Source organism: Aeromonas sp. DNRA1, from assembly GCF_963888745.1.
Lineage (GTDB): Bacteria > Pseudomonadota > Gammaproteobacteria > Enterobacterales > Aeromonadaceae > Aeromonas > Aeromonas hydrophila.
The window spans coordinates 873319-896501 of record NZ_CAWPKQ010000001.1 but is presented as its reverse complement, the minus strand read 5'-3'; the positions used below and the strand labels follow the sequence as shown (position 1 = coordinate 896501).

Here is a 23183-nt window from a genome sequence, read left to right as displayed (position 1 = left end):
ATAAAGGTTTCTTTTCGAGACTGTTTACCTGAGGCGGTTGAGCGATTACCATCCCCGATGTTTGCAAGGGTTGTCGTCGAAAGACGCTGATTAAAGATAGAGGCTCGACCATAACGAGTCCGTTCAAAACTGATACACTTGACTACGAGTCGTCGCGAAAAATAAAGGTGGAGTCAATCCGCCGTACGGAGTATGGAACACATGAATTCAAATATCGTAACTGTTGGCAAGAAGATCCGTCAGATCCGTGAAGCGGTCGGCCTGAGCCGTCCCAAGTTTGCAGATCTGCTGGGCGTTCCCCCGACCACCCTGAAGAACTACGAACTGGGTTATCGTGAAGTTGGTGGCGCCTTCCTGGTGGCACTGGCTCATCACCCGGAACTGCACAAGTTCACCCTCTGGCTGCTGGCCGACAAAAAAGTCGCCGAAATCGGTCAGATCGGCCCGGACGATATTGCCAAGGCTTGATTTGATTGAGCTTTGACAAAAATGCCGCCATCGAGGCGGCATTTTTTTATCCATCAAACAACCCACGAAATTAATTAAATTTGGCTAATTGTGCTCTCACCAAGGCTTTTCACGAAAATACCTTGGCAAGCCGGATTAATCCTCAGAAAATTCTGACCGCTAAAATTAGCGGTATCCCTCGCATGATGCGCACAGTGAGACAAGCATGAGTCAAATCACCCCCAAGGCCAGAGATGGCTTTACCAGCAAATTCGGCGTCCTTGCCGCCACCCTGGGCTCAGCCGTCGGGCTGGGAAATATCTGGAAGTTTCCCTACCTGACGGGCGAAAACGGCGGCGCCGGTTTCCTGCTGGTCTATGTCATCGCGACGCTGCTGGTCGGTCTGCCGGTGATGATCTCCGAGATCATGCTGGGGCGCAAAGGCAAGTCCGATGCCGTCACCACCCTCAGCAAGCTGGCCCCCAAGGGGCAGCCCTGGTGGTTGATTGCGGCCATGGGGGTGTTGGCTGCCTTCCTTATCATGTCCTTCTATTCCGAAGTGGCTGCCTGGGTCTTTGCCTACATCTTCAAGGCCGTTGACGGCTCCATCCTGTCGACCGATCCCAAGGTGACCGGGGCGGCCTTCGGAGCGCTGATAAGCGACCCACTGCAGAGCCTGCTCTGGCAGTGGCTGGTGCTGGCCCTGATGGGCAGCATCCTGCTGATGGGGGTCTCCAAGGGGATCGAGGCGGTGACCAAGAAGCTGATGCCGGTGCTCTTTATCCTGTTGCTTGTTATCGGCATCCGCAGCCTGACCCTGCCGGGTGCGAGCCAGGGGCTGCATTTTCTGTTCTCACCGGATTTTTCCAAGATAACGGCCGGGGTGGTGCTGACCGCCATGGGGCTGGCCTTCTTCAAGCTCTCCATCGGCATGGGTTGCATGATGACCTATGGCAGCTACTTTCGGGATGATCAGAATATCCCGCTGACCACTTTCCGGGTGATGTGTGCCGACCTGTTCGTCTCCATGCTAGCCGGCATCGCCATCTTCCCGGCGGTGTTCGCCTTCGGTTTTGAGCCCACCGCCGGTCCCTCCCTGCTGTTCATCACCATTCCGGCGGTCTTCGCCAGCATTCCGTTCGGTCACCTGTTCATGGTGCTGTTCTTCGTGCTCTCCGCCATCGCCGCCACCGGCGCCATGCTCTCCATTCTGGAAGTGCCGGTCTCGGTGGTGTCAGAGCGATTTCGCATGAGCCGCCCCAGGGCGACCCTGCTCAACCTGTTGGTGCTGGGGGCGGTGGGGTCGACCTGTGCGCTCTCCAACAGCTCGCTGGCGGAGGTTCATATCGCCGGCAAGACCTTCTTCGACCTGTTCGATTTCGTCTCCTCCAACGTATTGATGCCCCTTGGCGGCATCTTCCTCTGCCTGTTCGTGGGCTGGGTGTGGGGCTTCGAGCGAATGAAGGAGGCGCTGACCAACGGCGGTGAACTGGAGCTGGCGATCCTCAAACCTCTGTTCTTCATCATTCGTTACGTGTCGCCGCTGTTGATCCTGATCGTGATGCTCAAAGGGTTGGGGCTGTTCTAGCCAGCAAGGTTGGGCTCACAGTTCCCACAGCAAAAGAGCGCCATAAGGCGCTCTTTTTGTTGGGCAGGACGAATCTGGTGAACCGTACTAGAGCACACCGAGGCGGCCGAGTTCATCCTTGAGCTGGTCGAGGTTGCGCTCGACGCAGGCTTCGCCCTCGTTGATGGCGTCGCTGGCGCGGTGGAAATCCATGATGGAGAAGCTGCCAAGGCGCGGGCAGAGCTGGATCTCGGGCGGGTCGCCGGCCATCCGGGCGCGGGTGATGCGCTCCTGCATGATGTTGATGGAGCCGGTCATCACGCTCCACATGCCCGGCGTGTTGGGGCTGTCGCCCCGGTTGAACCACTGGCTGAAGCGGTTGCCGCCACTCGGTTCATCCGGCTCGTCGGTCCAGGGCTGGTGCATGTCGGCGTTGAGATTGACGGCGATCACCACCTCGGCCCCCATGGCGCGGGCCAGCGAGATGGGCACCGGATTGACCACGGCGCCGTCCACCAGCCAGCGATCCTCGACCCGGGTCGGGGTCAGGATGCCCGGCATGCCGCAGGAGGCGCGCACGCACTGGCGCAGCGGTCCCTGCTGCAGCCAGATCTCGCGGCCGGTATCGAGCTCGGTGGCGACGCAGGCAAAGGGGAGCGGCAGACTTTCGATGGCGGGATCGCCGAGGTGGTTGGCGGCGATGCCGAACACCTTCTCGCCACGAAACAGGCCGCCGGAGAGGGCCGGGTCGAGCAGGCTGACCACCTGCAAGCGGCTGAAGCCGCGTACCCAGCTCTCCAATTTATCCAGTTCACCGGCGGCATAGGCGGCGCCGACAAAGCTGCCGATGGAGCATCCCGCCACCAGATCCGGTTTGACGCCGAGCCGCTCCAGCGCCCGTATGATGCCGATGTGTGCCCATCCACGGGCCGCGCCGCTGCCAAGAGCCAGTCCCACACGGGGTTTTCGTGCCACTTTGTCTCTCCAGGAGTGAGTGAGAAAGCCAGCTTACCCGCAGTTGCCGGCGCCGTCATCCTGCCAGCGTTCGCTGCGATTGCGACCGTTGGCCTTGGCCTGATAGAGCGCCACGTCGGCCCGCCGAATGGCCTCCTGCAACTGGGTATCGGTAGTGCTGTGGTGGTAACCCAGGCTGACGGTCACCGCCAGGGCCGGCGCCAGCTCCTGCCAGGGGTGGCTGGCGATGCGCAGACGCAGCTGCTCGGCCAGCTGGTCGAGTGGTTCGCCCCCTTTGGCCGCCAGCAGTAGAAACTCCTCGCCGCCCCAGCGGATCAGGGCGTCTTCCCGGCGCAGGTGCTGCTGGCACAGGCGCACCAGCTGGATCAGCACCTGATCGCCCACCTCGTGGCCAAAGCGGTCGTTGACCTGCTTGAAGTGATCGCAGTCGAACATGATCACCCCGACGCTGCCCCCGCGCTGCTGATGGCGGCGCTCAAACTCGTCGAAGTAGTGGCGGTTGAAGGCACCGGTCAGGGCATCGTGGCGAGAGAGGTAGTCCAGCTGCCGGTTCAGGCGGCGGGACTTGAGATTGGCAAGCACGGCCCAGGCCATGAAGAACAGGGCGATCAGGGTCGGGGCGGACTGGCAGAGCAGGGCCCACAGCAGCGAGGACAGGGGGATGCGGTGAAGCAGGGTGAGCTCGGTGTCAGGAATGTCGTACTGGAACTGAAAGGCCCCCTGCTGCCAGTGGTAGCCATCCCGAGCCTTTGACGGCTTTGGGACCAGCCCCTCCTCCTGTGCGTTGCTGGCCAGGATCTGCTGATGCTGGTTGATCAGAAACAGGCAGCCGATACCTGGGGTGGATTCGCGCAGCAGCTGCTTCAGCCGGGAGAGCAGCACATCGATGCTGATGACCCCCACCAGCACCTGATCCTTCACGATGGGCTGTGACAGGGTGATCATCTGGCCCGCGCCGGCAAAGTCCTCGTAGGGGCGCGAGACGGTGGCGCGCAGGCTCTTCTCCTTCTGCTTCAGGGCATCCTGCCAGTAGGACTTGAGATAGATGTTGCGCCGAAAGTGAAACTGGCTGGTGGGAACCCAGGGGTAGAGGTAGATGAAGTCATCGACCCCGGTGAAGTAGATCCAGCCAACCTTGTCCCCCAGCAGCTTGCTGGCGGTGGAGAGCAGGGGGGAGAGGCTCAGCGCCAGGTGCAGCCTGGCGGCGCGTGGGCTGCCGGGGGCTGGCAGCGGTCCCAGTCCGGTCAGGTTGCCGCTCAGCCCCTTGGGCAGGTTGGCGGGCACCCGATCCAGCGCAAAGCCCTGGTCGCCATTCTCCCGCAGGGCGCCGTAGAGCTGCTGGGTGAGGGCGGATTGCGGGTTGCTGCGCAGCCGCTCTTCTGCCTGACCGCGCATCGCCTCGAGAAAGGTTTCCATCTGCTGAAACTGGGATTTCAAGCGGGAGGCGGTGCTGAGGGTATCGCTCTGATAATGGTCGGTGACCTGGGTCAGGGTCAGCTTGAGAGTGATGGCCAGCAGCAGGGCGACGAAGGCGCAGAGCAGCCATTGCAGACGATAGGTAACAAAATGAGATCTGGGTTCAGGCATAGGCGTTAGGCGGGATCCGGACAGGTTCGGAGCATCAGTTTAGGGCACAATCGTGAAGCCCGTCTTCTGCTACTGCTATTTCAATCAAATATCGCCGTTTCTGTTACGTTTTGTCACATTTATACATAGTCACGGCATAGTCAGGGGGTAACATGGTGACCATCATTGAGGAAGTGCCCTCTTTTCTCTTAATTTCATGGATTGCTTGATGAAAATGCGTATATGGCTGGTGCTTGCCTGCCTCTCTCTGCTGATTTCCGCCGGCTGGTATTACCGCCACTCCGCCCCTGTCGGCAAACCCCAGCCACGTCAGGTCAACATCCGGGCGCAGACGGTCAGCCAGAGCCTGGCCGAACCCTCCATCAAGCTGGTGAGCAAGCTGGCCGCCAACCGCTCCGTGGTGATAAGCCCGGAGGTGACTGGCCGCATCGTCAAGATCGCGGTGCGCTCCGGCCAGCAGGTCAAGCAGGGGGACGTGCTGATTGCCCTCGACGCTGGCAAGCAGCAGGCGGAGCTGGCCGAGCAGAGCGCCAGCGTGCGCGACGAGAGCCGCAAGCTGCGGGACATGCGCCGGCTGGTGGCGCGCGGTGCCATCACTACCTCGGAGCTGGAAGGGCAGGAGGCTACGGTTGCCCAGGCTCAGGCCCGCGCCGATGCCGCCAAGTACGAACTCTCCCTGCGCACCCTGCTGGCGCCGTTCGACGGCTCGGTCAGCCTCATCGATCTGAGCGAAGGGGCCCTGGTCAACAGCGGCGATACCCTGCTCCACCTGGACGAGCTGGCCAAGCTGCGGCTCGATCTGGCGGTGCCTGAGCGCTACCTCTCGCTGCTGCGCCCCGGCATGGCGGTGACGGCGACCAGTTCGGCCTGGCCGGATCAAGCTTTCCGCGGCGTGCTGGAGACGCTGGACAGCCGCGTCTCCAACGATACCCAGAACATCAAGGCGCGGGTGATCATCCCCAATCCTGACGGCCAGCTGCGCCCCGGCATGCTGCTCAACGTCGAGCTCTCCCTGCCGCCACAGAAGATGACCCTGATCCCCGCCCAGTCGGTGGAGTATGCCGGCGAGCAGCGTTTCGTCTATCGTCTCGAGCCCAATGGCAAGGTCAAGCGGGTGCCAGTGGTGCTGGGGGATACCCATGGCGAAGAGGTGTGGGTGACCGAAGGGCTCAAGGTGGGCGATCGCATCGTGGTCGAGGGGCTGGTCAACCTGCGTGACGGCGTCAGCGTGCACGATCTGGCGGAGGTCAAAGGCTGATGTGGCTCTCCGATATTTCCGTGCGCCGCCCGCTGGTGGCGGTGGTGCTGAGCGCGCTGCTCACCGTGTTCGGTCTGGTGGCGTTTTCCAAGCTGACGGTGCGGGAGATGCCGGACGTGCAGACCCCGTCCGTCTCCATCACCACCATGTACGAGGGGGCCGCCCCCGCCGTCATGGAGAGTCAGGTCACCAAGCCCATCGAGGATCAGCTCTCCGGCATCAGCGGCATCAAGAACATCAACTCGGTGACCCGCAAGGGGCGCTCTGTCATCACGGTGGAGTTCAAGCTCGGCTGGAACATGGTGGAGGGGATCTCGGATGTGCGCGACGCCATCTCCCGTGCCCGTCCCAAGCTGCCGGACGAGGTGGACGAACCCCTGGTCACCAAGGACAACGGCAACGGCGACGTGGCGGTCTGGCTCAACTTCAGCAGCACCCAGATGGACCGCACCGCCATGACTGACTATGCCAACCGGGTACTGGTGGATCCCTTGAGCCTGGTGGACGGGGTGAGCGAGGTGTCGCTCTCCGGCGATCTGACCCAGGTGATGTACGTGCGGCTGCGCCCAGCCGACATGGCGGCGCGCGGCGTCACGGTGGCGGACGTGCAGGACGCCCTCAAGCGCGAGAACATCGAGCTGCCGGGCGGCGAGATCCGCAACAACAGCATGACCATGGCGGTGCAGATCGCCCGCCTCTACCACACCGCCGCCGATTTCCAGGCGCTGCAGGTGCGCACCGCCACCAACGGCCAGAGCATCTATCTGGCCGACATCGCCGATGTGGAGGTCGGGGCCAAGAACGAAGACAGCGCCTACCAGCGCAACGGCCGCGAGAGCCTGGGGATCGGCATCGTCGCCCAGTCCACCGCCAACCCGCTGGCAGTGGCGCAGGGGGTCGAGAAGAAGATGGCCGAGATGCAGCGCTTCCTGCCGGAGGGGGCGACCCTGGAGGTCGACTACGACTCCACCATCTTCATCAAGCAGGCCATCGACGAGGTGTATGAGACCCTGGCCATCTGCGCCGTGCTGGTAGTGGCCGTGCTCTACCTGTTTCTGGGGCAGGGGCGTACCACCCTCATTCCGGCCATCACGGTGCCGGTCTCCCTCATCTCCGCCTTTATCGGTGCCTGGTATCTGGGCTTTTCCATCAACCTCATCACCTTGCTGGCGCTCATTCTCGCCATCGGTCTGGTGGTGGATGACGCCATCGTGGTGGTGGAGAACATTCACCACCATCTGCAGCGCGGCGAGCCGCCCCTGCTGGCCGCCTGGCACGGCACCCGCGAGGTGGGCTTTGCGGTGATCGCCACCACCGCCGTGCTGGTGATGGTGTTCGTGCCCATTGCCTTCATGGATGGCATGGTGGGCCGGCTCTTTACCGAGTTCGCCATCCTGCTGTCGCTGGCGGTGCTCTTCTCGTCGCTGATCGCGCTCACCCTGACCCCGGCCATGGGCTCCTGGCTGATGCGCTCGGTGGATCGGCCCAACCGGCTGACGGCGGCGCTCGATCGTGGCCTCGGCTGGGTGGAGACCCACTACCGCCGGCTGCTCGGCTGGATGCTGCACCATTCACGCTGGACCCCGCTGGTGCTGGTGCTCTGCCTTGGCGGCATCGGCGCTCTGTTTGCCCAGTTGCCTACCAGCCTGACCCCGACCGAGGATCGGGGCGTACTCTACGTGTTCGTCAAGGGGGCCGAGGGCACCAGCATCGAGCGGATGAAGCGCAACATGCAGCAGGTGGAGGCGGCCATCATGCCGCTGCTTGGCAAGGGGGTGGTGCAGGCCATGAGCTTCAGCACCCCGGCCTTCGGTCGCGGCGGCGATCAGACCGGCATGGCCATCATCCAGCTCACCGACTGGGCCGAGCGGGATGAGACCGCCACCGAGTTTGCCAAGTCCCTGAGCGGGCGGCTGGCCGGTATTCCGGACGTGATGATCCGCACCTTCCAGCCGGGCTTTCGCGGCGGCTCCACCGCGTCGGTGCAGTTCGTGCTGCAGGGCTCCGATTACGCCGAGCTCTATCAGCAGGGGCTGGCCCTGAAAGAGGCGGCAGCCCAGAGCGGTTTGATGGAGACGCCGGATCTCGACTATGCCGAGAAAACCCCGGAACTGCAGGTGACCATAGAGCGGGACCGGGCCAATCAGCTTGGCATCCCGGTCTCCACCGTTGCGAGCTCCCTGCAGGCCCTGCTCGGCGGCATCAGCCAGACCACCTATGTGGACAGGGGTGAGGAGTACGACGTCTATTTGCGTGCCAACCAGCGCGACTTCAACGGCGTCTCCGACTTGAGCCGCATCTACCTCAAGGCGGCCAATGGCGAGATGGTGACCCTCTCGACCCTGGCCACCGTCAAGCAAGTGGCGAGCCCGCAGCGCCTCAACCACTACCAGCGCCAGAAGGCGGTGACCCTGACTGCGGATCTGGCGCCGGGCCACACCTTGGGCGAGGCGCTGGATTACCTGGACGGCTGGGCCAGCGCCAACCTGCCAAGCGGCATGACGGTGGATTATGCCGGCGAGTCCAAGGACTATCGCGACAACCAGGGCGAGATGGTGATGGTGTTCGCTCTGGCCTTGCTGGTGGTCTATCTGGTGCTGGTGGCCCAGTTCGAGAGCATGCTGACCCCGGCGGTGGTGATGGTGACGGTGCCGCTTGGCATCTTCGGCGGTCTGCTCGGCCTCTGGTTGACGGGGCAGGAGATGAGCATCTACAGCCAGATCGGCATGATCATGCTGATCGGCATGGTGACCAAGAACGGCATCCTCATCGTCGAGTTCATCAACCAGCTGCGCCAGCGCGGCGAGGAGTTCGACGAGGCGATCATCGCAGGTTCGGTGCGCCGCTTGCGCCCGATCCTGATGACCTCGCTCACCGCCATCATAGGGGCCGTGCCGCTGATGCTCTCCATGGGGGCGGGGTATGAAAGCCGGATGTCGGTGGGCACCGTGGTCTTCTTCGGCCTATCGCTTGCGACTCTGGTGACCCTGCTGCTGGTGCCCGCCATTTACCATCTGCTGGCCAAACGGGCCGGCATGACTGGAGCGCGGGATCAACAAGTGGATGAAGCGCTGGCGGCCAGCGAGGCCGTCTCGCAGCAGGACAAACCGGCGACCTGATGCCTACACCCATATAGGTGAAAAGCACTGCAAGCTGATGGCATCCTCGGGTAAGCGGGTTAATATATAGCCAGTTTAATGTTGAGGTGAGCTATGTTGCCATCAGCCATTTATGAACCGCTGCCCTTTGCCTATATGGGCAGCGGTTTGCTGTTGTTGGGGATTGCCGATCAGCCGGGGCTGTTGCTGGCCGGGTTGGCATTCTATCTGGCCGGTTCGCTGGCCTGGTTTCGACGCGGCGCCTATCGCCGGCCCGACAAGCAGCAGCTGCGAAAGCAGGGCTGGCCGCTGTGGCTCTACGAGAGCCGGCCGTTTGCGCTGATCCTGCTGGGCCTGCTGATGCTGCGCCTGGCCACCCACCCGGTGTTCCTGGCGCCCGCCTTGGTCTGGTGCCTGCTGGGCGGCTATCAGTTGCTGCAGCGCCACTACAACCGCATTGTGCTGGCTCGCGTCCTGGCCTGAGCCGACAATTGACCTGCACTTTTGAGGCGAGCCCCGCTGGCTCGCCTTTTCCGCATCTATCGTAGGGGCAAAAAGCCGTCGCCCCCGCCTTGCTCTGCCGGTATAATGCGCGACCCGAATTGTTCCAGGTGGTCAAAATGCAGCCGGTTACCAACCTCTTCTCCTATCCCCGTTACTGGGCCGAGTGCTACGGCACGGCGCCCTTCCTGCCCATGTCCCGCGCGGAGATGGACAAGCTCGGCTGGGACAGCTGCGACATCGTGCTGGTGACCGGTGATGCCTACGTGGATCACCCGAGTTTCGGCATGGCGGTCATTGGCCGCATGCTCGAATCCCAGGGCTTTCGGGTCGGCATCATCGCCCAGCCGGACTGGTCATCGAAGGATGACTTTATGCGCCTGGGCAAGCCGAACCTGTTCTACGGGGTGACGGCGGGCAACATGGACTCTATGATCAACCGCTACACCGCCGACAAGAAGCTGCGCCACGACGACGCCTACACCCCGGGGGATGTGGGCGGTAAGCGGCCGGATCGTGCCACCCTGGTCTATACCCAGCGCTGCAAAGAGGCCTATAAAGAGGTGCCGGTGGTCATCGGCGGCATCGAGGCATCCCTGCGCCGCATCGCCCATTACGACTACTGGTCCGAGACCATCCGTCGCTCCATCCTGATCGACGCCAAGGCCGACATCCTCATCTATGGCAACGCCGAGCGGCCGCTGATCGAGGTGGCGCACCGCATCGCAGGCGGCGAGACCATCGACACCATGCAGGACATTCGCGGTACCGCCGTCATCCGCAAGGAGCCGCTGCCGGGCTGGCGCGGGGTGGATTCGAGCAAGCTCGACCAGATTGGCCGCATCGATCCCATCCCCAACCCCTATATGGAAGGGGCCCCCTGCTCTGATGATGAGGGCACTGCGCCGGTGGAGCAGGAGGCCAAGCCCATCCTGGTGCAGCCCCCTAAGCAAAAACCCTGGGAGCTGACCTACGTCAAGCTGCCGGCGTTCGAGCGGGTGAAGGAGGACAAGGTGCTCTACGCCCATGCGTCGCGCATCCTGCACCACGAGACCAACCCGGGCTGCGCCCGCGCGCTCTCCCAGGCCCACGGCGATCGCATCATCTGGGTCAACCCGCCCGCCTTCCCGCTCGAAACCGACGAGATGGACGGGGTGTTTGGCCTGCCGTACCAACGGGTGCCGCACCCGGCCTACGGCAACGAGAAGATCCCGGCCTACGACATGATCAAGACCTCGGTCAACATCATGCGCGGCTGCTTCGGCGGCTGCTCCTTCTGCTCCATCACCGAGCACGAAGGGCGCATCATCCAGAGCCGCTCGGAAGAGTCGATCTTGAAAGAAATCGAAGAGATCCGCGACAAGGTGCCGGGCTTTACCGGCGTCATCTCGGATCTGGGCGGCCCCACCGCCAATATGTACAAGTTGCGCTGCAAGAGCCCCAAGGCCGAGCAGACTTGTCGGCGCGCCTCCTGCGTCTGGCCGACCATCTGCCCGCACATGGACACCGACCACAGCCCGACCATCAACCTCTATCGCAAGGCGCGCGACCTCAAGGGCATCAAGAAGATCCTGATCGCCTCCGGCGTGCGCTACGACATCGCGGTGGAAGATCCACGCTACATCAAGGAGCTGGCCAAGTACCACGTCGGCGGCTACCTCAAGATCGCGCCGGAACACACCGAGGAGGGCCCGCTCTCCAAGATGATGAAGCCGGGCATGGGCAGCTACTACAGCTTCAAGGAGCTGTTCGACAAGTACTCCAAAGAGGCGGGCAAGCAGCAGTACCTGATCCCCTACTTCATCTCGGCCCACCCGGGCACCACGGATGAAGACATGGTGAACATGGCGCTCTGGATCAAGTCCAACCGCTTCAAGCTCGATCAGGTGCAGAACTTCTACCCGTCGCCGCTCGCCAACGCCACCACCATGTATTACACCGAGAAAAACCCGCTCAACAAGGTGAGCCGCCAGGGCGGGGACGTGTTCGTGGTGAAAGGGGAGCGTCGCCGTCGCCTGCACAAGGCGCTGCTGCGCTATCACGATCCAGCCGGCTGGCCGATGATCCGCGAAGCCCTGCTGGAGATGGGCAAGGGCCACCTGATTGGCAACGGCCCCGACTGCCTGGTGCCGCCGGAAGGCCGTGGCGAAGCCAAGGCCGAACGCAGCCGCAGCAAGGGCCTCAAGCCCGCGTTGACCCGCCACAGTGCCATCACCCATCAGCGCAGCAACGGGGCGGGCAACAAGGCCGCCCGCAGCGAGGCCGGTGCAGCCAATGCCTCAGCGGCCAGCAGAAATGGCGGCAAGGCCGGCAATGGCAAACCGGTGGGATCCCAGCTCCAGAAAGGGGCTGGCAACGGCAAGCCCAGTTCGCAAGGTACAGGTCAGGGCGCAGGCCAGAGTGCTGGTAAGAGCAAACCGGCCCACAAGGGCAAGACCCCGACCCGCGCCGGCTCTGCCAAGCCGGGTGCCAAACCTGCCACTCAAGGCGGCAAGCCTGCGGCCAAAGGGAATGGCGCCAAGCGACCTGCTCGGTGATATTTGCTGATTAGCAAAGCGATAGAAATAAAAAGGCGACCAAATGGTCGCCTTTTTTATTTTTTCCGTATGGGAACGTTTCGTTTTTATTTTCTGGAAAGAACCATCTATGTCATAAATATGGTGTATTTAGTACAATACACCACATCTTCATGGTTCATAAACGTCGATACTATATCTTTGTTAAAATTGGTTCTATTTCAAGGAGTTTTCCTACTTCTTCTATTTTCTTTTTTGAAAAATTCCACGCGGAACTACCATCTCGAGTTTTGATCCATTTTCCACCGAGGGATTTTAACTCTTCTTTTTTTGACTTAGTGTCACCACGAACAACAAAGGATTTTTCTGTGTAGTCCTCAAGATAAATGGCTAAGTCTCGAGCGCTTTGTGTATTTTTTGCAATCGGTGATGGAATTGTCGATACAGATTTCGTTGATTCCTTTGCTTCTTTAACTACAGAGGCAGCAACCACAGTTCCCACAGAGATGCCTCGTGTTACAATAGTTAGATGACGAGATAGTTTTGTTTTGAGTTCTTCAACGGTGGAATAGCTTTCTTGAATACCTTGATTGCGAATGCTTGTTTTAAATTCTTCAAGCTTTTCTAGTTGATTATTATCTATTTTGCTTGGCTGAACGGGGGCGTCAGAGTAATAAAGCATTACAGGTTTTTTATTTTTCAGAAACCATTTTATTTCTTCGACAGTTCCACTGTTCTCGACACCTGTTGGTGAGCCAATGCGAGTCCAGAACGCACCAATTAACATATCGCAGGACTTAACAACTAACTCATTAATAATGCCTTGAGGGCGGTCCCCCATGCTAGGAGCGCTGTGAGACTCCCACATAACGGGCAAGAGTACCTTTCCAGTGCTTTCTGAATGAAGTGAATTCCATTCATGCAAACTTTCTGCTATCGCTTGGCGTTCATTCGGCACATCAGATGGTGATGCAATTAATACATTAAAAACTGTTGCTGAGTATGGCATTTTTTCTCATCTCATATGTTCGACTAACGGCCGCTAATTTTACTTATAGTTCAGACTCAAAATTGTAGCGGCGTAATACGATAAAATCTAAATTTGCACACCAAATTACAGGTTTTCCTTTACCGGTATAATAGCAATCACCAATTATTAATGCATGACAGCCTTCAAGTTGCTCTAATGACTCTGTAACCTTGAAGTACTCTCTAAAAGGTTCTGTGATGTCAGGGTTAATTGCAACACTTAGTCCATCTGTTCGACGACCAGCATTCAACCATAATTTGCCATCTGGAGTGTACCCTGCATCACTAATGAATCCCCAGTAGATACGTTTTTTTTGATTGAGATCTTCGCTAACATCTTTAAAGTTAACAAATAGTTTGTTGGCTCTATCTGGCAGCTCTGGAAATCTATTGTCAGGGAGAATGACTTTTGTATCAGACAAATAAAGCTTGTCAGAGCGAACTAATTTATAAAGTATGTTTTTTAACGTTAAGTGTGCTGGATAATCTATTCCACCAGCATTCGTAATTTTTATTGGGGCTCTTTGCTGGCCCGTGGCAATATGAAGGTCAACATCTTTTTGTTTTACATCTATTGAGTAATTCTTATCCAAACCTAAATCGATAATAATTCCACTATCTGGTTCAGCCGCAGGTTGCCCATCTCCACCATCGCCCTCACCTACAACTTCATAATTTGTTGCCTCTATACATTGGTCAATATGGTGGGCACAAAAGTGAGGTGATTTATTTCCATAGCTTGATTGCCTAAACCAAGCGTCACCACCACATGTAGAACACACAAGATTGCGTCTGCGTGTTTGTAGCTCGGCATCGCTTAGTGCAAAGAATTCTGATGCTTTCCAATGTGAGTTATCCAGAGTACATAAAGCGGTATCCATACATTATTCTCCTCACGAAATTTATTTTCTCTCTGGTTTCTAGGCTTCTAATTTCATGCTTAGGAAACACTGTATTAGCGAAAATATGTAGCAGCTCAGGAATTACAGCTTCCAATATGCACTCTTGGCCCGCGCTGGCAGCAACCCATCGCAGTTCAACAGGTTCTGGATGGCTATGGTAAGCCAAACGAAACTGCGGATGTGAGTATCAAATTGACTTAACAATCAGAAAAGTTTCGTTTTTTGATCGGTATCAAACTCTCTTGGCTCCGGATCCTTCACATCACCCAGCAGAGGTCAGCCCCTAGCAGTTGGCCATCGAGCGGTAGTGATAAGGATTGGATGTCCAAGCTCAAAAGATGACTGTCTTCATCGGGGGAGGCTTTGTTATCTTGCCGGGTAGATTGGTAGGGGCGATAGGTGCCCCCTTATCTCATCCCAACAGGAGCAATCAGATGGCAATAAAAACGCGATCCCGCAGGGAGAAGGTGGGGAGCGGTCTTGGGCTGTTGCTCGGAATTATCGGCTTCAATCTGCTGGTGCCTTTTTTCTTTGAAAAGCAGGCGGGCTTTGATGGCAGTCAGATGCTCTGGGCTGCCGTGACGGCGCTGGTCTGCTCCGAGCTGGGGGCCAGAGTGGGCAAGTGGCTGGATCGCAGAGAGCAATCTTGACGGGATTTCCCGAGTCACCCGGCAAAAGGCTGTCACCTGGCCAGGGGGCAGCAAAGCGTTCCGCTTTATCGCCCCTTATTGCCACACTTCCTGCCCCTTGCCATTGAGCAGGGTGTGAAACAGATAGTGATCATCCCGGTCGTAATAGACGGTGAGGGTGTGGCGCTGGGTGTAATCCGCCGCCACGCCGGCCACCGTCATCGGTATCAGGATCAGCTCCCCCAACCCCATTGTCACGGCGCTCGCCGTGGCCTGGCCATTGCCGTCACCGCGTTTGTGGATCTTGCCGAGCACGGTAAAGCGATCACAGCCCTGCACCTTATCCTCGGTCAGAAAGGCGGCCTGCTGGCAGAGCTGGGGCTCGCCCAGTTCGGCGTGAATGGTCGCGCGGGTTTCCCCCGCTGCCAGGGTGTTGCGAAAGCGCCCCGAGTAGTGATCGATGGCGGCGGCGCAGCCGCTCAGCAGCCCGATCAGCAGCAGTGGCGTGAGCCGCAGACCGGCGCGTTTCATGGGCGGGCCTCGTTATCCGCCGAGGGGGCATAGCCCCGCCGCCCGGGTTCGCTGCGATGCAAAAAGGTGGTCAGGGTATCGCGCGGCGGCGTGATCCCGCACTGCACCAGAATGCGCCCGACCGCCCCCCTGTGATAGCCGCCGTGGGTCACCAGGTGCAGCAGCATCTCGGCGCGGCTCATCTGCCCCTTGTCGCCATCCACGAAGTTGAACGAGAGCACGGCCTCGGCATCTGCCTGGCTCAGGCCGGCAACGTAATCCAGATACAAGGCATCCAGCTTGCTGATGGCGCTACGCAGCATCGCCAGGGTCGGCGTCTCCGGGGTATTGGTGGCGGTAAAACCGTGCCGTTCCCCCAGCAGATTGGCCTTGAAGATGGCATCGACCACATGGATATGGTTGAAGATGCGCAGGGCCGTGTGGTGGGCCTCGCCATATTGCGCGGTATCCAGGGTGGCGAGGGCATCCAGCAGTTCGCCATCGGCCCAGGCCTTGTAGCGAAACAGCGAGAGCAGGGTTGAGGTTGGCATGGCACTCCTTGGCGCTTCTTGTGTCCAAAAGCGGGCATCTTAGCCAGATGGAGCCAAAAATGACACTCCCCGGGCAGAGGGCGGGGCTGGGCCAGCCACCGGCTGTGTCCGGGTCGGCGGGGATGCTACCCTGTCAGCCGTTGCCGGATAAAACGGCGCCCATAACCCGCCGCCACAAGGAGTCCCCATGCGCATTGCCCTCGTAGGTCTTGGTGATATCGCCCAGAAAGCCTATCTGCCGCTGCTTGCCAGTGACGAGCGAGTCACCCCGCTGCTCTGTACCCGCAATCCAGCGGTATTGGATAAGCTGGCCCGTCAGTACCGGATCGCCGAGTGCTTTACCGAGCTGGGCGACTTGCTGGCAAGCCGCCCGGATGCGGTGATGATCCACGCCGCCACTGCTGTGCACCTTGAGCTGGCTGCCCAGTGCCTGCGCGCCGGCATCCCCACCTTTGTCGACAAGCCGCTGTGCGACACTCTTGCCGGGGTAGAGGAGCTTGCCAACCTGGCGCTGGCGCAGAACCGTCCGCTGTTTGTCGGCTTCAACCGCCGTTATCTGCCTGCCATGAGCGCGGCCCGCGGCCAGCTGCTTACCGAGCTCAACTGGCAAAAGCACCGTCACGCCCTGGCGGGGGCACCGCGCGCATTTTTGTTCGACGACTTTATCCATGTGCTCGACAGCCTCTGCTTCTATGGCGGCGCACCGGATGGAGATCTGCATGCGGTGCTGCGGCGCTGTGCCCGCCAGCCGGCGCTGCTGGCCGGGGTGAGCGTGGCCTGGCAGAGCGGGCAGGTGGCGGTGAGCGGCAGCATGAACCGCAGCGCCGGTCTCACCGAGGAGCGCATCGATGCCTATGGCGACAACCTCTCCCTGCATATCGAGAACTGCACCCGGGGCACCCTGGCCCGCGATAAAACCGTGCAGACCCTGGCCCCCGACGACTGGCAGTCGGTGCTTACCCAACGGGGCTTTGCCGCCATGCTGGCTCACTGGTATCAGCAGATTGAGACGGGACAGGCCGACGGCGCGCTGATTGAAAGCTACCTGCACGGCCACCGGCTGGCAGAGCAACTGGTGGCCTTGGCGGGGGAGTGAGGGTGAGCGCCGCGCCGGTTTGCCCAAGTCATCGGCGGGCTGCGGGCGAAAAAATCGCCGGACCACTGTATGAGATGGCGCATCCCTGCGCAGTTGATTGGCGGGGGCGCTGCCGCACAAGCCAAGCGGGCGCTTGTTTGCTATCTTGGCGGCCATGAACTGCCAGCAGAGCGACAGAGTGTGATGAACCAGCTATTGAAACGGGGTGGCCGGCTGGCTGCCCTTGCCAAACGGGAGCGGATCCCCGCCATGATGGCCAGGGTGGCCCGTCCATGAGCATCATTTTGGGGATAGACCCGGGTTCACGCATCACAGGTTACGGGGTCATTCGCATCGTGGCGGGCAAGGCGGAGTACTTGGGCTCTGGTTGCATCCGCACCGACTTGGGCGAGCTGCCGTCGCGCCTCAAGCAGGTCTATGACGGGGTGAGCGAGATCATCACCCAGTTCAAGCCGGACGAGTTTGCCATCGAGCGGGTCTTTATGGCGCGCAATGCCGATTCGGCTTTGAAGCTGGGTCAGGCTCGCGGCAGCGCCATCGTGGCGGCGGTCAATGCCCTGCTGCCGGTGAGCGAATACTCGGCCACCCAAATCAAGCAGGCGGTAGTGGGCACCGGCGGCGCCGCCAAGGAGCAGGTGCAGCACATGGTGACTCACCTGCTCAAGCTCTCGGCCACCCCTCAGGCGGATGCGGCGGATGCCCTCGGGGTGGCGCTCTGCCATTTCCATACCCGCCAGATCCTGATCAAGATGGCCGGGCGCAGCACGGGATCGGTGCGCGGTCGTTACCGCTGAGCCGACATTGCCGGTCTGATTCCGGCAATCTCAGGCAAGCGGCCCTGTGCCGATTGGTTGCCTCTCTGGCAGTGGCGGCTGTCGGCAAAAGCCTCAACAGAGTTACAAGCTGTCGCACTGCCTGCCTGCTACGAGGCGCAGCCCGCCCGGACGCTAACGACAATCTTCTCAGTTAATCAATAACTTGTGACGCGAGTCACGTTTTTCGGCCTTCATCGCTTCCCTTCGCTTGCCCGATCGGGACTCCCATAATGTGCGCCGGCCGCGTGGTGCGGCCCGGTGAGCCGCTGGCTCCCGCTTCATCCATCATTGGGAGAGTTGAGAAGTGAAACCTTTTGCAGCTGAATTCATGGGCACCTTCTGGCTGGTGCTGGGGGGCTGCGGCAGCGCCGTGCTGGCCGCCGCCTTTCCGAACGTCGGCATCGGCCTGCTTGGCGTGGCGCTGGCGTTCGGTCTGACCGTGCTGACCATGGCTTACGCCATCGGCCATATCTCGGGCTGTCACCTGAACCCGGCCGTGACCATTGGTCTCTGGGCCGGCGGTCGTTTCCCGGCCTCCGGCGTGCTGCCCTACATGGTCGCTCAGGTGTTGGGCGGGATTGCGGCAGCGGCGGTGCTCTATGTGATTGCCAGCGGTCAGGCCGGTTTCGATCTGGCGGCGGGCTTTGCCTCCAACGGCTATGGCGAGCACTCCCCGGGCGGCTACAGCATGCTGGCGGCGCTGGTGTGTGAAGTGGTGATGACCGGTTTCTTCCTGTTCGTCATCATGGGCGCCACCGACAGCCGGGCCCCGGCCGGTTTTGCTCCCATCGCCATCGGCCTGTGCCTGACCCTCATTCACCTCATCAGCATTCCGGTGACCAACACCTCGGTCAACCCGGCGCGCAGTACGGGCGTGGCCTTCTTCGTAGGGGACTGGGCACTGGGCCAGCTGTGGCTGTTCTGGGTTGCGCCCATCGTCGGTGCCATTCTGGGTGCATTGGCCTATCGCGCGATCGCGACCAAAGCCTGATCCGTCAGGGCAACAAAGTGTGGTATCGACACGCCCCCGGGCGTGTTTTTTCGTTTCTGGCGGGCACGAAAACGGGCCGCAAGGGCCCGCAGGGTTGTTTGGTCGCCGGCAAGAGGGGAAGGGCTTACAACCCCTTGGCGCTCAGCATGTCTTTGTAGCGCTGGCGCAGCAGCTGCACCCGCTCTACGTAGGCGCGGGTTTCAGCATAAGGGGGAATGCCCCCATGTTTTTGCACCGCGCCGGCGCCGGCGTTGTAGGCCGCGGTGGCTAGCGCCACGTTGCCGCCATACTGCTTGAGCAGCCCCGCCAGGTATTTCACTCCGCCAAAGATGTTCTGCTCCGCCAGCAGGGCGTTGCCCACCCCCAGCTCCCGCGCCGTGGCCGGCATCAGCTGGGTCAGCCCCATGGCCCCCTTGCGGGACACAGCCAGCGGGTTGAAGGCGGACTCGGCATGGATCAGTGCCCGGATGAGGGCAGGCTCCACCTGATAGGCCTTGGCCGCCGCCTGGATGGTGCTGGCGTAGTCATAGAGAAACAGCCCCGTGGTGTGCCAGTTGACCTTGGAGTCGGGGTCGCAGGCGTAGCAGTCGTTGAACAGCAGCAGCTCGTAGTGACCCTGCTCCGGCATCATGTCGGAGTAGCGCACCACGCCGTTTTTCTGCACCGACTTGTAGACCTGGATCTGGCGGGTGCCGGGCGGCAGTGGGGGGCTGGCCGGCTCGGGGGGCGGCAGCACGCCCGGGGTGTGCATGGTGACGGGGGGCGCCGCAGGGGGCGGCGCCGGCGGCTCGGCAGTGAGGATCACCACCTCGGCCGGGGCGGGTGTCTGGCTCCAGCCGGGTGCGGAAAACAGCGGGATCAATCCCATCAACATCCATGCTTTCAACGGCTTGCTCCTTCAGCCTCGTTAGCCTTGTTGAGTAAAGCATCACGGCGCGGGCAGAACAAGCCCGCCCTGACCGACCCGTGCACTCGGCCGAGAAAATAGCGGCGGCAGACCAAATAAAGAGGCCGCCCGGTGGCGGCCTCGCGCGGCAACTGCCGGTTTACTCCTGCAGCCAGAGGCGGGCGCTGCGGGCGGGAATGGCGACCCGCACCCACTGGCTCTGCACGTTGACCACGGCGCTTTGGTCGAGCACATCCCGGTAGTTGCGATACCAGTTCATCTCGAACTTGGCGGTATCGAGCCAGTACTCCTGCTCGTAGTCGCACTTGTTGATGCCGACCAGCCCCTGCTTGCCGCGCTTGAACAGCACGAAGCAGTCGCCGCTGCCGACCAGCTGCATGGGCTGGCCCTGCACCGCGTTGTGGAAGCGGATCATCCCCTTGAGGTCGCTGCGCAGGTAGTAATCTTGCCAGCGCAGCCCGTCCTTGGCCTGGGTCTCGCCGTGATCCGAATAGACCAGCGGCGAGCCACCGTCGCGGCCGAGCAGGTAGGCATAGGCCAGCTTCTCGTCGGTCGGGTTCAGGATCTGGTAGCGAAAGCCGTCGTTGGTAGGAATGTCGTGGGTGATGGCGAAGGTGACCGCCCGGCTGCCCGGCAGCGCCTGGCCGTAGGCCCCCGGATCCGCCAGCTGGTTCATGCTGCCGCCATAGCCGAGCGCCCCGCGCAGGGAGGCAAACAGCGGGAAGTCATAGGCGCCCTGACCGCTGCTGTCGAGATAGGGCTTGAGGAAGCGCTCGTAATCGTTGCTGCCGGCGCCGCCGGTGGTGATCACTTCGCCGAACACGTGCATCCCCTGCTTTATCTCGGGGGTGAACACGGCGTTGATCTGGTAATCGCTCATGTGTTTGACCGCATCGACCCGAAAGCCCTTGATCCCCATCCCCTTGAGTGCCTTGAGGTAGGCCTGCTGCTGGCTCACCACCCAGTTGTTGGGGTCAAGATCCGGCAGCCCCTTGTCACCCGCGCCGCCGCACAACCGCCAGTACTGTACGTTGCCCGGATCGTTCCAGTCGCTGATGCACCCTTCCGGGTGGAAGTCCTGACCGGCGAGCAAGTTCTGGCCCAGATCGCCAAACAGCTTCTGCCGCTCGAAGTAGCCGGGGTTGGCGGCATAGCTTTGCAGCAGCTCGTTGCCGGGGTAGTTGAGATCGCTGCGTTTCCAGCTCTCGTTGGCCATGTGGTTGAGCACCACGTCCGCATAGACGGCGATGCCCCGTGCCTGCATGGCGGCGATCAGCTGCTCGAGATCCTGCTTGTTGCCAAGGGGGGTGTCGATGAGGCGCAGGTCCTGGGGTTGGTAACGTGCCCACCACTCGTTGCCCGACGACTTGAGGGGCGGCGAGATGAGCACCTGTTTGTAGCCGGCGGCCTTGATGAGATCGGCCTTGGCGGTGACTTCACTGTATTTCCAGTTGAAGGCGTGCAGTATGACGTCGGCATGTGCCAAAGGAGCGATCAGCATGCCTGCGATCGCCCAGATTCCCGCTGTGTGTTTCATTATTGTCAGTCCTTGTTTTGGGTGCCCAGATGGGCACCCAGAGCCTCACACCGGCCTGTCTTGCCAGCAATCGCCGTGCGGCGATTTTGTGAGCACTTTCAAAGCGGACTGTGCGGATCTGTGACGGCTTGCAAAAAACCGCGCAGGCCGCGTCATTACTGACTTTTCAATCACTTCACCGGACTTTTTTCGGCTCAGTCAATCCCGTTGTTGTAGAGCGGCTGCCAGGCGCAGTAGCGCTGGCCATTGCGCTGGTTGTAGAGCCAGAAGCGGTTGCAGTTGTCGTCGTAGTTGCTGGCGCCGACGTTGACGGCATAGCTGCTCAGCCGCTGCCCCTGCAGGGACTGGAACGCCCCGTTGTAGAGCAGGGAGAAGTGCAGGTGCGGGCCGGTGGAGGAGCCGCCCTCGCACAGCGCCTCGTTGCGGTTGCTGGCATAGGTGCCGATGGGGGTGTCGGCGGCCACGTAGTCGCCGCTGCGCACCGAGATCCCGCTCATGTGGTAGTAGTTGGTGGCCCAGCCGTTGGGGGCGGTGACGCGCACCTGGCAGCGGGAGAAGACGGTGACGGTGCCGCTGTTGGCGGCGGTGACTGTGTAGGTGGCGCCGCCCCAGCCCGGCCAGTCGTAGGAGACATCGATGGAGGAGTAGGGGTAGCCGGAGCCGGTATGGGAGTGGGCGCCATTGGCCTTCCAGCTGTAGCCCTGGCGCCAGGGCAGCTGGAACTGGCCGCCCGCCAGCGGTGCGGCGGGGGCGGCCGCGCCGCCTCTGGGGGAGGTCATGGCGTCCTGGCCGAACAGGGTCCGCCACTGCTCACCGAGTTGGCGCTGCACCGACGTGCTCAGCAGACTGGCAATGGCGGCCTGATGCGCAGCCTGCGGTGCCAGGGCGGGGGCGCTGCGCTGCATAAGCTGTTGCTGGGCGCGGGCCTGATAGAAGCGCTCGGAGAGCTGGCGCGCCATCAGCTCCAGCTGGTTGTCAAAGCCCCTGGCCTTGACCAGCCTGGCGAACGGCGCCGCCATGGCCTGCTCGGAGGGGGCCGAGATGAGCTGGCTGCTCGCCTCCATCAGGGCCAGCAGCAACTGGGGGTTGAGGCTGGTGATGCCGCTCCAGTGCAGGATCACCTCCTCCTTGGGCAACAGGTGGGGCGCCTGTTGCAGCAAAAAGTCGTGCAGATCGAAGGCCATGGCCGCCTCGCCGAACACGAAGTGGGCCTCATCTAGGGGGAGGGCCGGGGTCTGACTGGCGGCAAGCTGCTGCGCCGTGAAGTGATAAGGGGCAAGCGGGGCGTGGATGTCGCCGGCCCAGCCGGCGGCGGGAAGCAGGGCCAACATCAGCAGGGAGGGGATCGGTCTGGACATGATAACTCCTTGGCAAAGTGGTGAGGTGTCGGTGTGGGGATGGACCCACGCGGGCAACAACAGCGCGAGGCTATGCCAAGGCTTCACCATAGGGGCAAATGCCAAAGTTGCTATTCAAATGGGACTTTTTGTGCGGAGGGATAGCGGTATTTGTTTGTTAACAAATGTTTACGAAAAGGGTTTGTAGAGCCAAATCAGTGAGTTGCGGGCCATGAAATGGCGGGCTGCCGTAAAGGGCGGGGAAGAGGCGCAAACAGTGTCTGCCACTGGCTTGCCGTGATAGGATCGCCACTGGCCAGACCGGCTGACGGCATGTTAAAAATTATGCAACCCGGTGTGGTTATTGGCTTTTTTGTTATTAAAAGCCGTGATATCGTCAATCTGGTCGGATCTCTGCGACCAACTTCAATGTAAGAGGACCGGGCCGAATGGCCATGGATGGAACGGGTGTGATAGGCAAGCGGGCGATGGAACTCACGTTCGAAGAGTACTGTGATGCAGACCTTTCCCTGATCAGGGATTACTACGAAACCACTTTCTCCCACTATGTGCCGGATCTGGCCGAGCGGATCTTCGTGGTACGCGACGCCCACTGGCTGGTGGGGGCCGTGCGTCTGCGCGACGAACAGGATTACTACCACCTGTGCGGTTTTCGTCTGCTGCCCCACTACCAGTCGCTGGGACTGGGCTCGCGCCTGTTGCAGCACGCCTGCAGCGATCTGCAGGACAAACCGGTGGTGTGTCAGGCCTTGCCGTTTGAAAAGCCGTTCTACCTCAAGGCCGGCTTTGCCGATCTGCCCCTGCATGAACTGGAGGGGCCGCTCTTCTCGCTGTATGACCAGCAGCGCGAACAGGGTTACCAGATCGAGCTGCTGGTGCGCCAGGCCAAGGCCCCGGTCTACAATTGAC

General features: G+C 60.9%; 20 protein-coding genes. 11 read left to right on the top strand and 9 right to left on the bottom strand.

All coding sequences use genetic code 11. The features are described 5' to 3' along the window. Positions 1-201: 201 nt before the first annotated feature. Together AACQ43_RS04025 and AACQ43_RS04020 are read left to right on the top strand one after the other, a co-directional pair. Positions 202-468, top strand: coding sequence for a helix-turn-helix domain-containing protein (locus tag AACQ43_RS04025; RefSeq protein ID WP_005298604.1), 267 nt, complete (start codon positions 202-204; stop codon positions 466-468). 205 nt (positions 469-673) lie between these two features. Continuing rightward, positions 674-2035 (top strand): sodium-dependent transporter, encoded by a 1362-nt coding sequence (locus AACQ43_RS04020; RefSeq protein WP_168966071.1) that lies wholly within the window; start codon positions 674-676, stop codon positions 2033-2035. Between the two features lie 87 nt (positions 2036-2122). Here AACQ43_RS04020 and AACQ43_RS04015 read toward each other — a convergent pair whose 3' ends face one another. Both AACQ43_RS04015 and AACQ43_RS04010 read right to left on the bottom strand, forming a co-directional pair. Further along, the gene (locus tag AACQ43_RS04015) at positions 2123-2989 is read right to left on the bottom strand and encodes a patatin-like phospholipase family protein (protein WP_076361168.1); all 867 of its coding nucleotides are present in this window, start codon (positions 2987-2989) and stop codon (positions 2123-2125) included. Positions 2990-3022: 33 nt separating this feature from the next. Beyond that, the gene (locus AACQ43_RS04010) at positions 3023-4576 is read right to left on the bottom strand and encodes a sensor domain-containing diguanylate cyclase (RefSeq protein WP_168966069.1); all 1554 of its coding nucleotides are present in this window, start codon (positions 4574-4576) and stop codon (positions 3023-3025) included. A gap of 208 nt (positions 4577-4784) precedes the next feature. Between AACQ43_RS04010 and AACQ43_RS04005 the strand changes: the two genes are divergently transcribed. From AACQ43_RS04005 to AACQ43_RS03990, 4 genes are all read left to right on the top strand, one after another. Beyond that, on the top strand, positions 4785-5834 hold the full coding sequence (locus AACQ43_RS04005) for an efflux RND transporter periplasmic adaptor subunit (protein WP_168966065.1): 1050 nt from the start codon (positions 4785-4787) through the stop codon (positions 5832-5834). Then, positions 5834-8953: an efflux RND transporter permease subunit gene (locus AACQ43_RS04000; RefSeq protein ID WP_168966063.1), complete on the top strand. Its 3120-nt coding sequence runs from the start codon at positions 5834-5836 to the stop codon at positions 8951-8953. Before AACQ43_RS04005 ends, AACQ43_RS04000 begins: the two co-directional genes overlap by 1 nt. Positions 8954-9046: 93 nt before the next feature. Next, entirely contained in the window at positions 9047-9415 is a 369-nt protein-coding gene (locus tag AACQ43_RS03995) for a hypothetical protein (RefSeq protein ID WP_011705202.1), read from the top strand. A 137-nt stretch (positions 9416-9552) separates the two neighbouring features. After that, positions 9553-11970 (top strand): YgiQ family radical SAM protein, encoded by a 2418-nt coding sequence (locus tag AACQ43_RS03990; protein ID WP_168966061.1) that lies wholly within the window; start codon positions 9553-9555, stop codon positions 11968-11970. A 172-nt stretch (positions 11971-12142) separates the two neighbouring features. On the opposite strand, the gene AACQ43_RS03985 is transcribed toward AACQ43_RS03990, so the two are convergent. Both AACQ43_RS03985 and AACQ43_RS03980 read right to left on the bottom strand, forming a co-directional pair. Then, positions 12143-12958, bottom strand: coding sequence for a hypothetical protein (locus AACQ43_RS03985; protein ID WP_168966059.1), 816 nt, complete (start codon positions 12956-12958; stop codon positions 12143-12145). A 43-nt stretch (positions 12959-13001) separates the two neighbouring features. Then, complete coding sequence (locus AACQ43_RS03980; protein WP_168966057.1) at positions 13002-13859, bottom strand: hypothetical protein; 858 nt, start codon at positions 13857-13859, stop codon at positions 13002-13004. Positions 13860-14314: 455 nt separating this feature from the next. Between AACQ43_RS03980 and AACQ43_RS03975 the strand changes: the two genes are divergently transcribed. Continuing rightward, the gene (locus AACQ43_RS03975) at positions 14315-14530 is read left to right on the top strand and encodes a hypothetical protein (protein ID WP_042066349.1); all 216 of its coding nucleotides are present in this window, start codon (positions 14315-14317) and stop codon (positions 14528-14530) included. Between the two features lie 75 nt (positions 14531-14605). Here the strand turns inward: AACQ43_RS03975 and AACQ43_RS03970 are convergent, their stop codons facing one another. Both AACQ43_RS03970 and AACQ43_RS03965 read right to left on the bottom strand, forming a co-directional pair. Then, entirely contained in the window at positions 14606-15040 is a 435-nt protein-coding gene (locus AACQ43_RS03970; RefSeq protein ID WP_168966055.1) for a hypothetical protein, read from the bottom strand. Further along, the gene (locus AACQ43_RS03965; RefSeq protein ID WP_168966053.1) at positions 15037-15570 is read right to left on the bottom strand and encodes a DinB family protein; all 534 of its coding nucleotides are present in this window, start codon (positions 15568-15570) and stop codon (positions 15037-15039) included. Before AACQ43_RS03965 ends, AACQ43_RS03970 begins: the two co-directional genes overlap by 4 nt. 187 nt (positions 15571-15757) lie before the next feature. Here AACQ43_RS03965 and AACQ43_RS03960 point away from each other — a divergent pair, with 187 nt between their 5' ends. The 3 genes from AACQ43_RS03960 to aqpZ all read left to right on the top strand — a co-directional run bounded on the left by AACQ43_RS03960 (position 15758) and on the right by aqpZ (position 18472). Continuing rightward, positions 15758-16666 (top strand): Gfo/Idh/MocA family protein, encoded by a 909-nt coding sequence (locus AACQ43_RS03960; RefSeq protein ID WP_168966051.1) that lies wholly within the window; start codon positions 15758-15760, stop codon positions 16664-16666. A gap of 272 nt (positions 16667-16938) precedes the next feature. After that, on the top strand, positions 16939-17460 hold the full coding sequence (gene ruvC, locus AACQ43_RS03955; RefSeq protein WP_005298649.1) for a crossover junction endodeoxyribonuclease RuvC: 522 nt from the start codon (positions 16939-16941) through the stop codon (positions 17458-17460). A gap of 325 nt (positions 17461-17785) precedes the next feature. Continuing rightward, positions 17786-18472, top strand: coding sequence for an aquaporin Z (gene aqpZ / locus AACQ43_RS03950; RefSeq protein ID WP_011705214.1), 687 nt, complete (start codon positions 17786-17788; stop codon positions 18470-18472). 124 nt (positions 18473-18596) lie between these two features. Here the strand turns inward: aqpZ and AACQ43_RS03945 are convergent, their stop codons facing one another. The 3 genes from AACQ43_RS03945 to AACQ43_RS03935 all read right to left on the bottom strand — a co-directional run bounded on the left by AACQ43_RS03945 (position 18597) and on the right by AACQ43_RS03935 (position 22274). After that, a complete protein-coding gene (locus AACQ43_RS03945) occupies positions 18597-19346 on the bottom strand; it encodes a lytic transglycosylase domain-containing protein (RefSeq protein WP_167297678.1) in 750 nt (249 codons plus the stop codon). A 172-nt stretch (positions 19347-19518) separates the two neighbouring features. Then, on the bottom strand, positions 19519-20916 hold the full coding sequence (locus tag AACQ43_RS03940) for an alpha-amylase family protein (protein WP_168966049.1): 1398 nt from the start codon (positions 20914-20916) through the stop codon (positions 19519-19521). A gap of 194 nt (positions 20917-21110) precedes the next feature. Continuing rightward, entirely contained in the window at positions 21111-22274 is a 1164-nt protein-coding gene (locus AACQ43_RS03935) for a M23 family metallopeptidase (RefSeq protein WP_168966047.1), read from the bottom strand. A gap of 428 nt (positions 22275-22702) precedes the next feature. Here AACQ43_RS03935 and AACQ43_RS03930 point away from each other — a divergent pair, with 428 nt between their 5' ends. Then, positions 22703-23182, top strand: coding sequence for a GNAT family N-acetyltransferase (locus AACQ43_RS03930; protein WP_017408522.1), 480 nt, complete (start codon positions 22703-22705; stop codon positions 23180-23182). The last annotated feature ends 1 nt before the right edge of the window (position 23183 follow it).

Bases quoted from the DNA above. Each gene is read 5' to 3' on its own strand.
- AACQ43_RS03970 (WP_168966055.1), bottom strand. From the start codon at position 15,040: ATGAAACGCGCCGGTCTGCGGCTCACGCCACTGCTGCTGATCGGGCTG.
- AACQ43_RS03980 (WP_168966057.1), bottom strand. From the start codon at position 13,859: ATGGATACCGCTTTATGTACTCTGGATAACTCACATTGGAAAGCATCA.
- AACQ43_RS04000 (WP_168966063.1), top strand. From the start codon at position 5,834: ATGTGGCTCTCCGATATTTCCGTGCGCCGCCCGCTGGTGGCGGTGGTG.
- AACQ43_RS03935 (WP_168966047.1), bottom strand. From the start codon at position 22,274: ATGTCCAGACCGATCCCCTCCCTGCTGATGTTGGCCCTGCTTCCCGCC.
- AACQ43_RS03945 (WP_167297678.1), bottom strand. From the start codon at position 19,346: ATGTTGATGGGATTGATCCCGCTGTTTTCCGCACCCGGCTGGAGCCAG.
- AACQ43_RS03960 (WP_168966051.1), top strand. From the start codon at position 15,758: ATGCGCATTGCCCTCGTAGGTCTTGGTGATATCGCCCAGAAAGCCTAT.
- AACQ43_RS03975 (WP_042066349.1), top strand. From the start codon at position 14,315: ATGGCAATAAAAACGCGATCCCGCAGGGAGAAGGTGGGGAGCGGTCTT.
- AACQ43_RS03985 (WP_168966059.1), bottom strand. From the start codon at position 12,958: ATGCCATACTCAGCAACAGTTTTTAATGTATTAATTGCATCACCATCT.
- AACQ43_RS04005 (WP_168966065.1), top strand. From the start codon at position 4,785: ATGAAAATGCGTATATGGCTGGTGCTTGCCTGCCTCTCTCTGCTGATT.
- ruvC (WP_005298649.1), top strand. From the start codon at position 16,939: ATGAGCATCATTTTGGGGATAGACCCGGGTTCACGCATCACAGGTTAC.
- AACQ43_RS03990 (WP_168966061.1), top strand. From the start codon at position 9,553: ATGCAGCCGGTTACCAACCTCTTCTCCTATCCCCGTTACTGGGCCGAG.
- AACQ43_RS03995 (WP_011705202.1), top strand. From the start codon at position 9,047: ATGTTGCCATCAGCCATTTATGAACCGCTGCCCTTTGCCTATATGGGC.
- AACQ43_RS04010 (WP_168966069.1), bottom strand. From the start codon at position 4,576: ATGCCTGAACCCAGATCTCATTTTGTTACCTATCGTCTGCAATGGCTG.
- AACQ43_RS04020 (WP_168966071.1), top strand. From the start codon at position 674: ATGAGTCAAATCACCCCCAAGGCCAGAGATGGCTTTACCAGCAAATTC.
- AACQ43_RS03940 (WP_168966049.1), bottom strand. From the start codon at position 20,916: ATGAAACACACAGCGGGAATCTGGGCGATCGCAGGCATGCTGATCGCT.
- AACQ43_RS04025 (WP_005298604.1), top strand. From the start codon at position 202: ATGAATTCAAATATCGTAACTGTTGGCAAGAAGATCCGTCAGATCCGT.
- AACQ43_RS03965 (WP_168966053.1), bottom strand. From the start codon at position 15,570: ATGCCAACCTCAACCCTGCTCTCGCTGTTTCGCTACAAGGCCTGGGCC.
- AACQ43_RS03930 (WP_017408522.1), top strand. From the start codon at position 22,703: ATGGCCATGGATGGAACGGGTGTGATAGGCAAGCGGGCGATGGAACTC.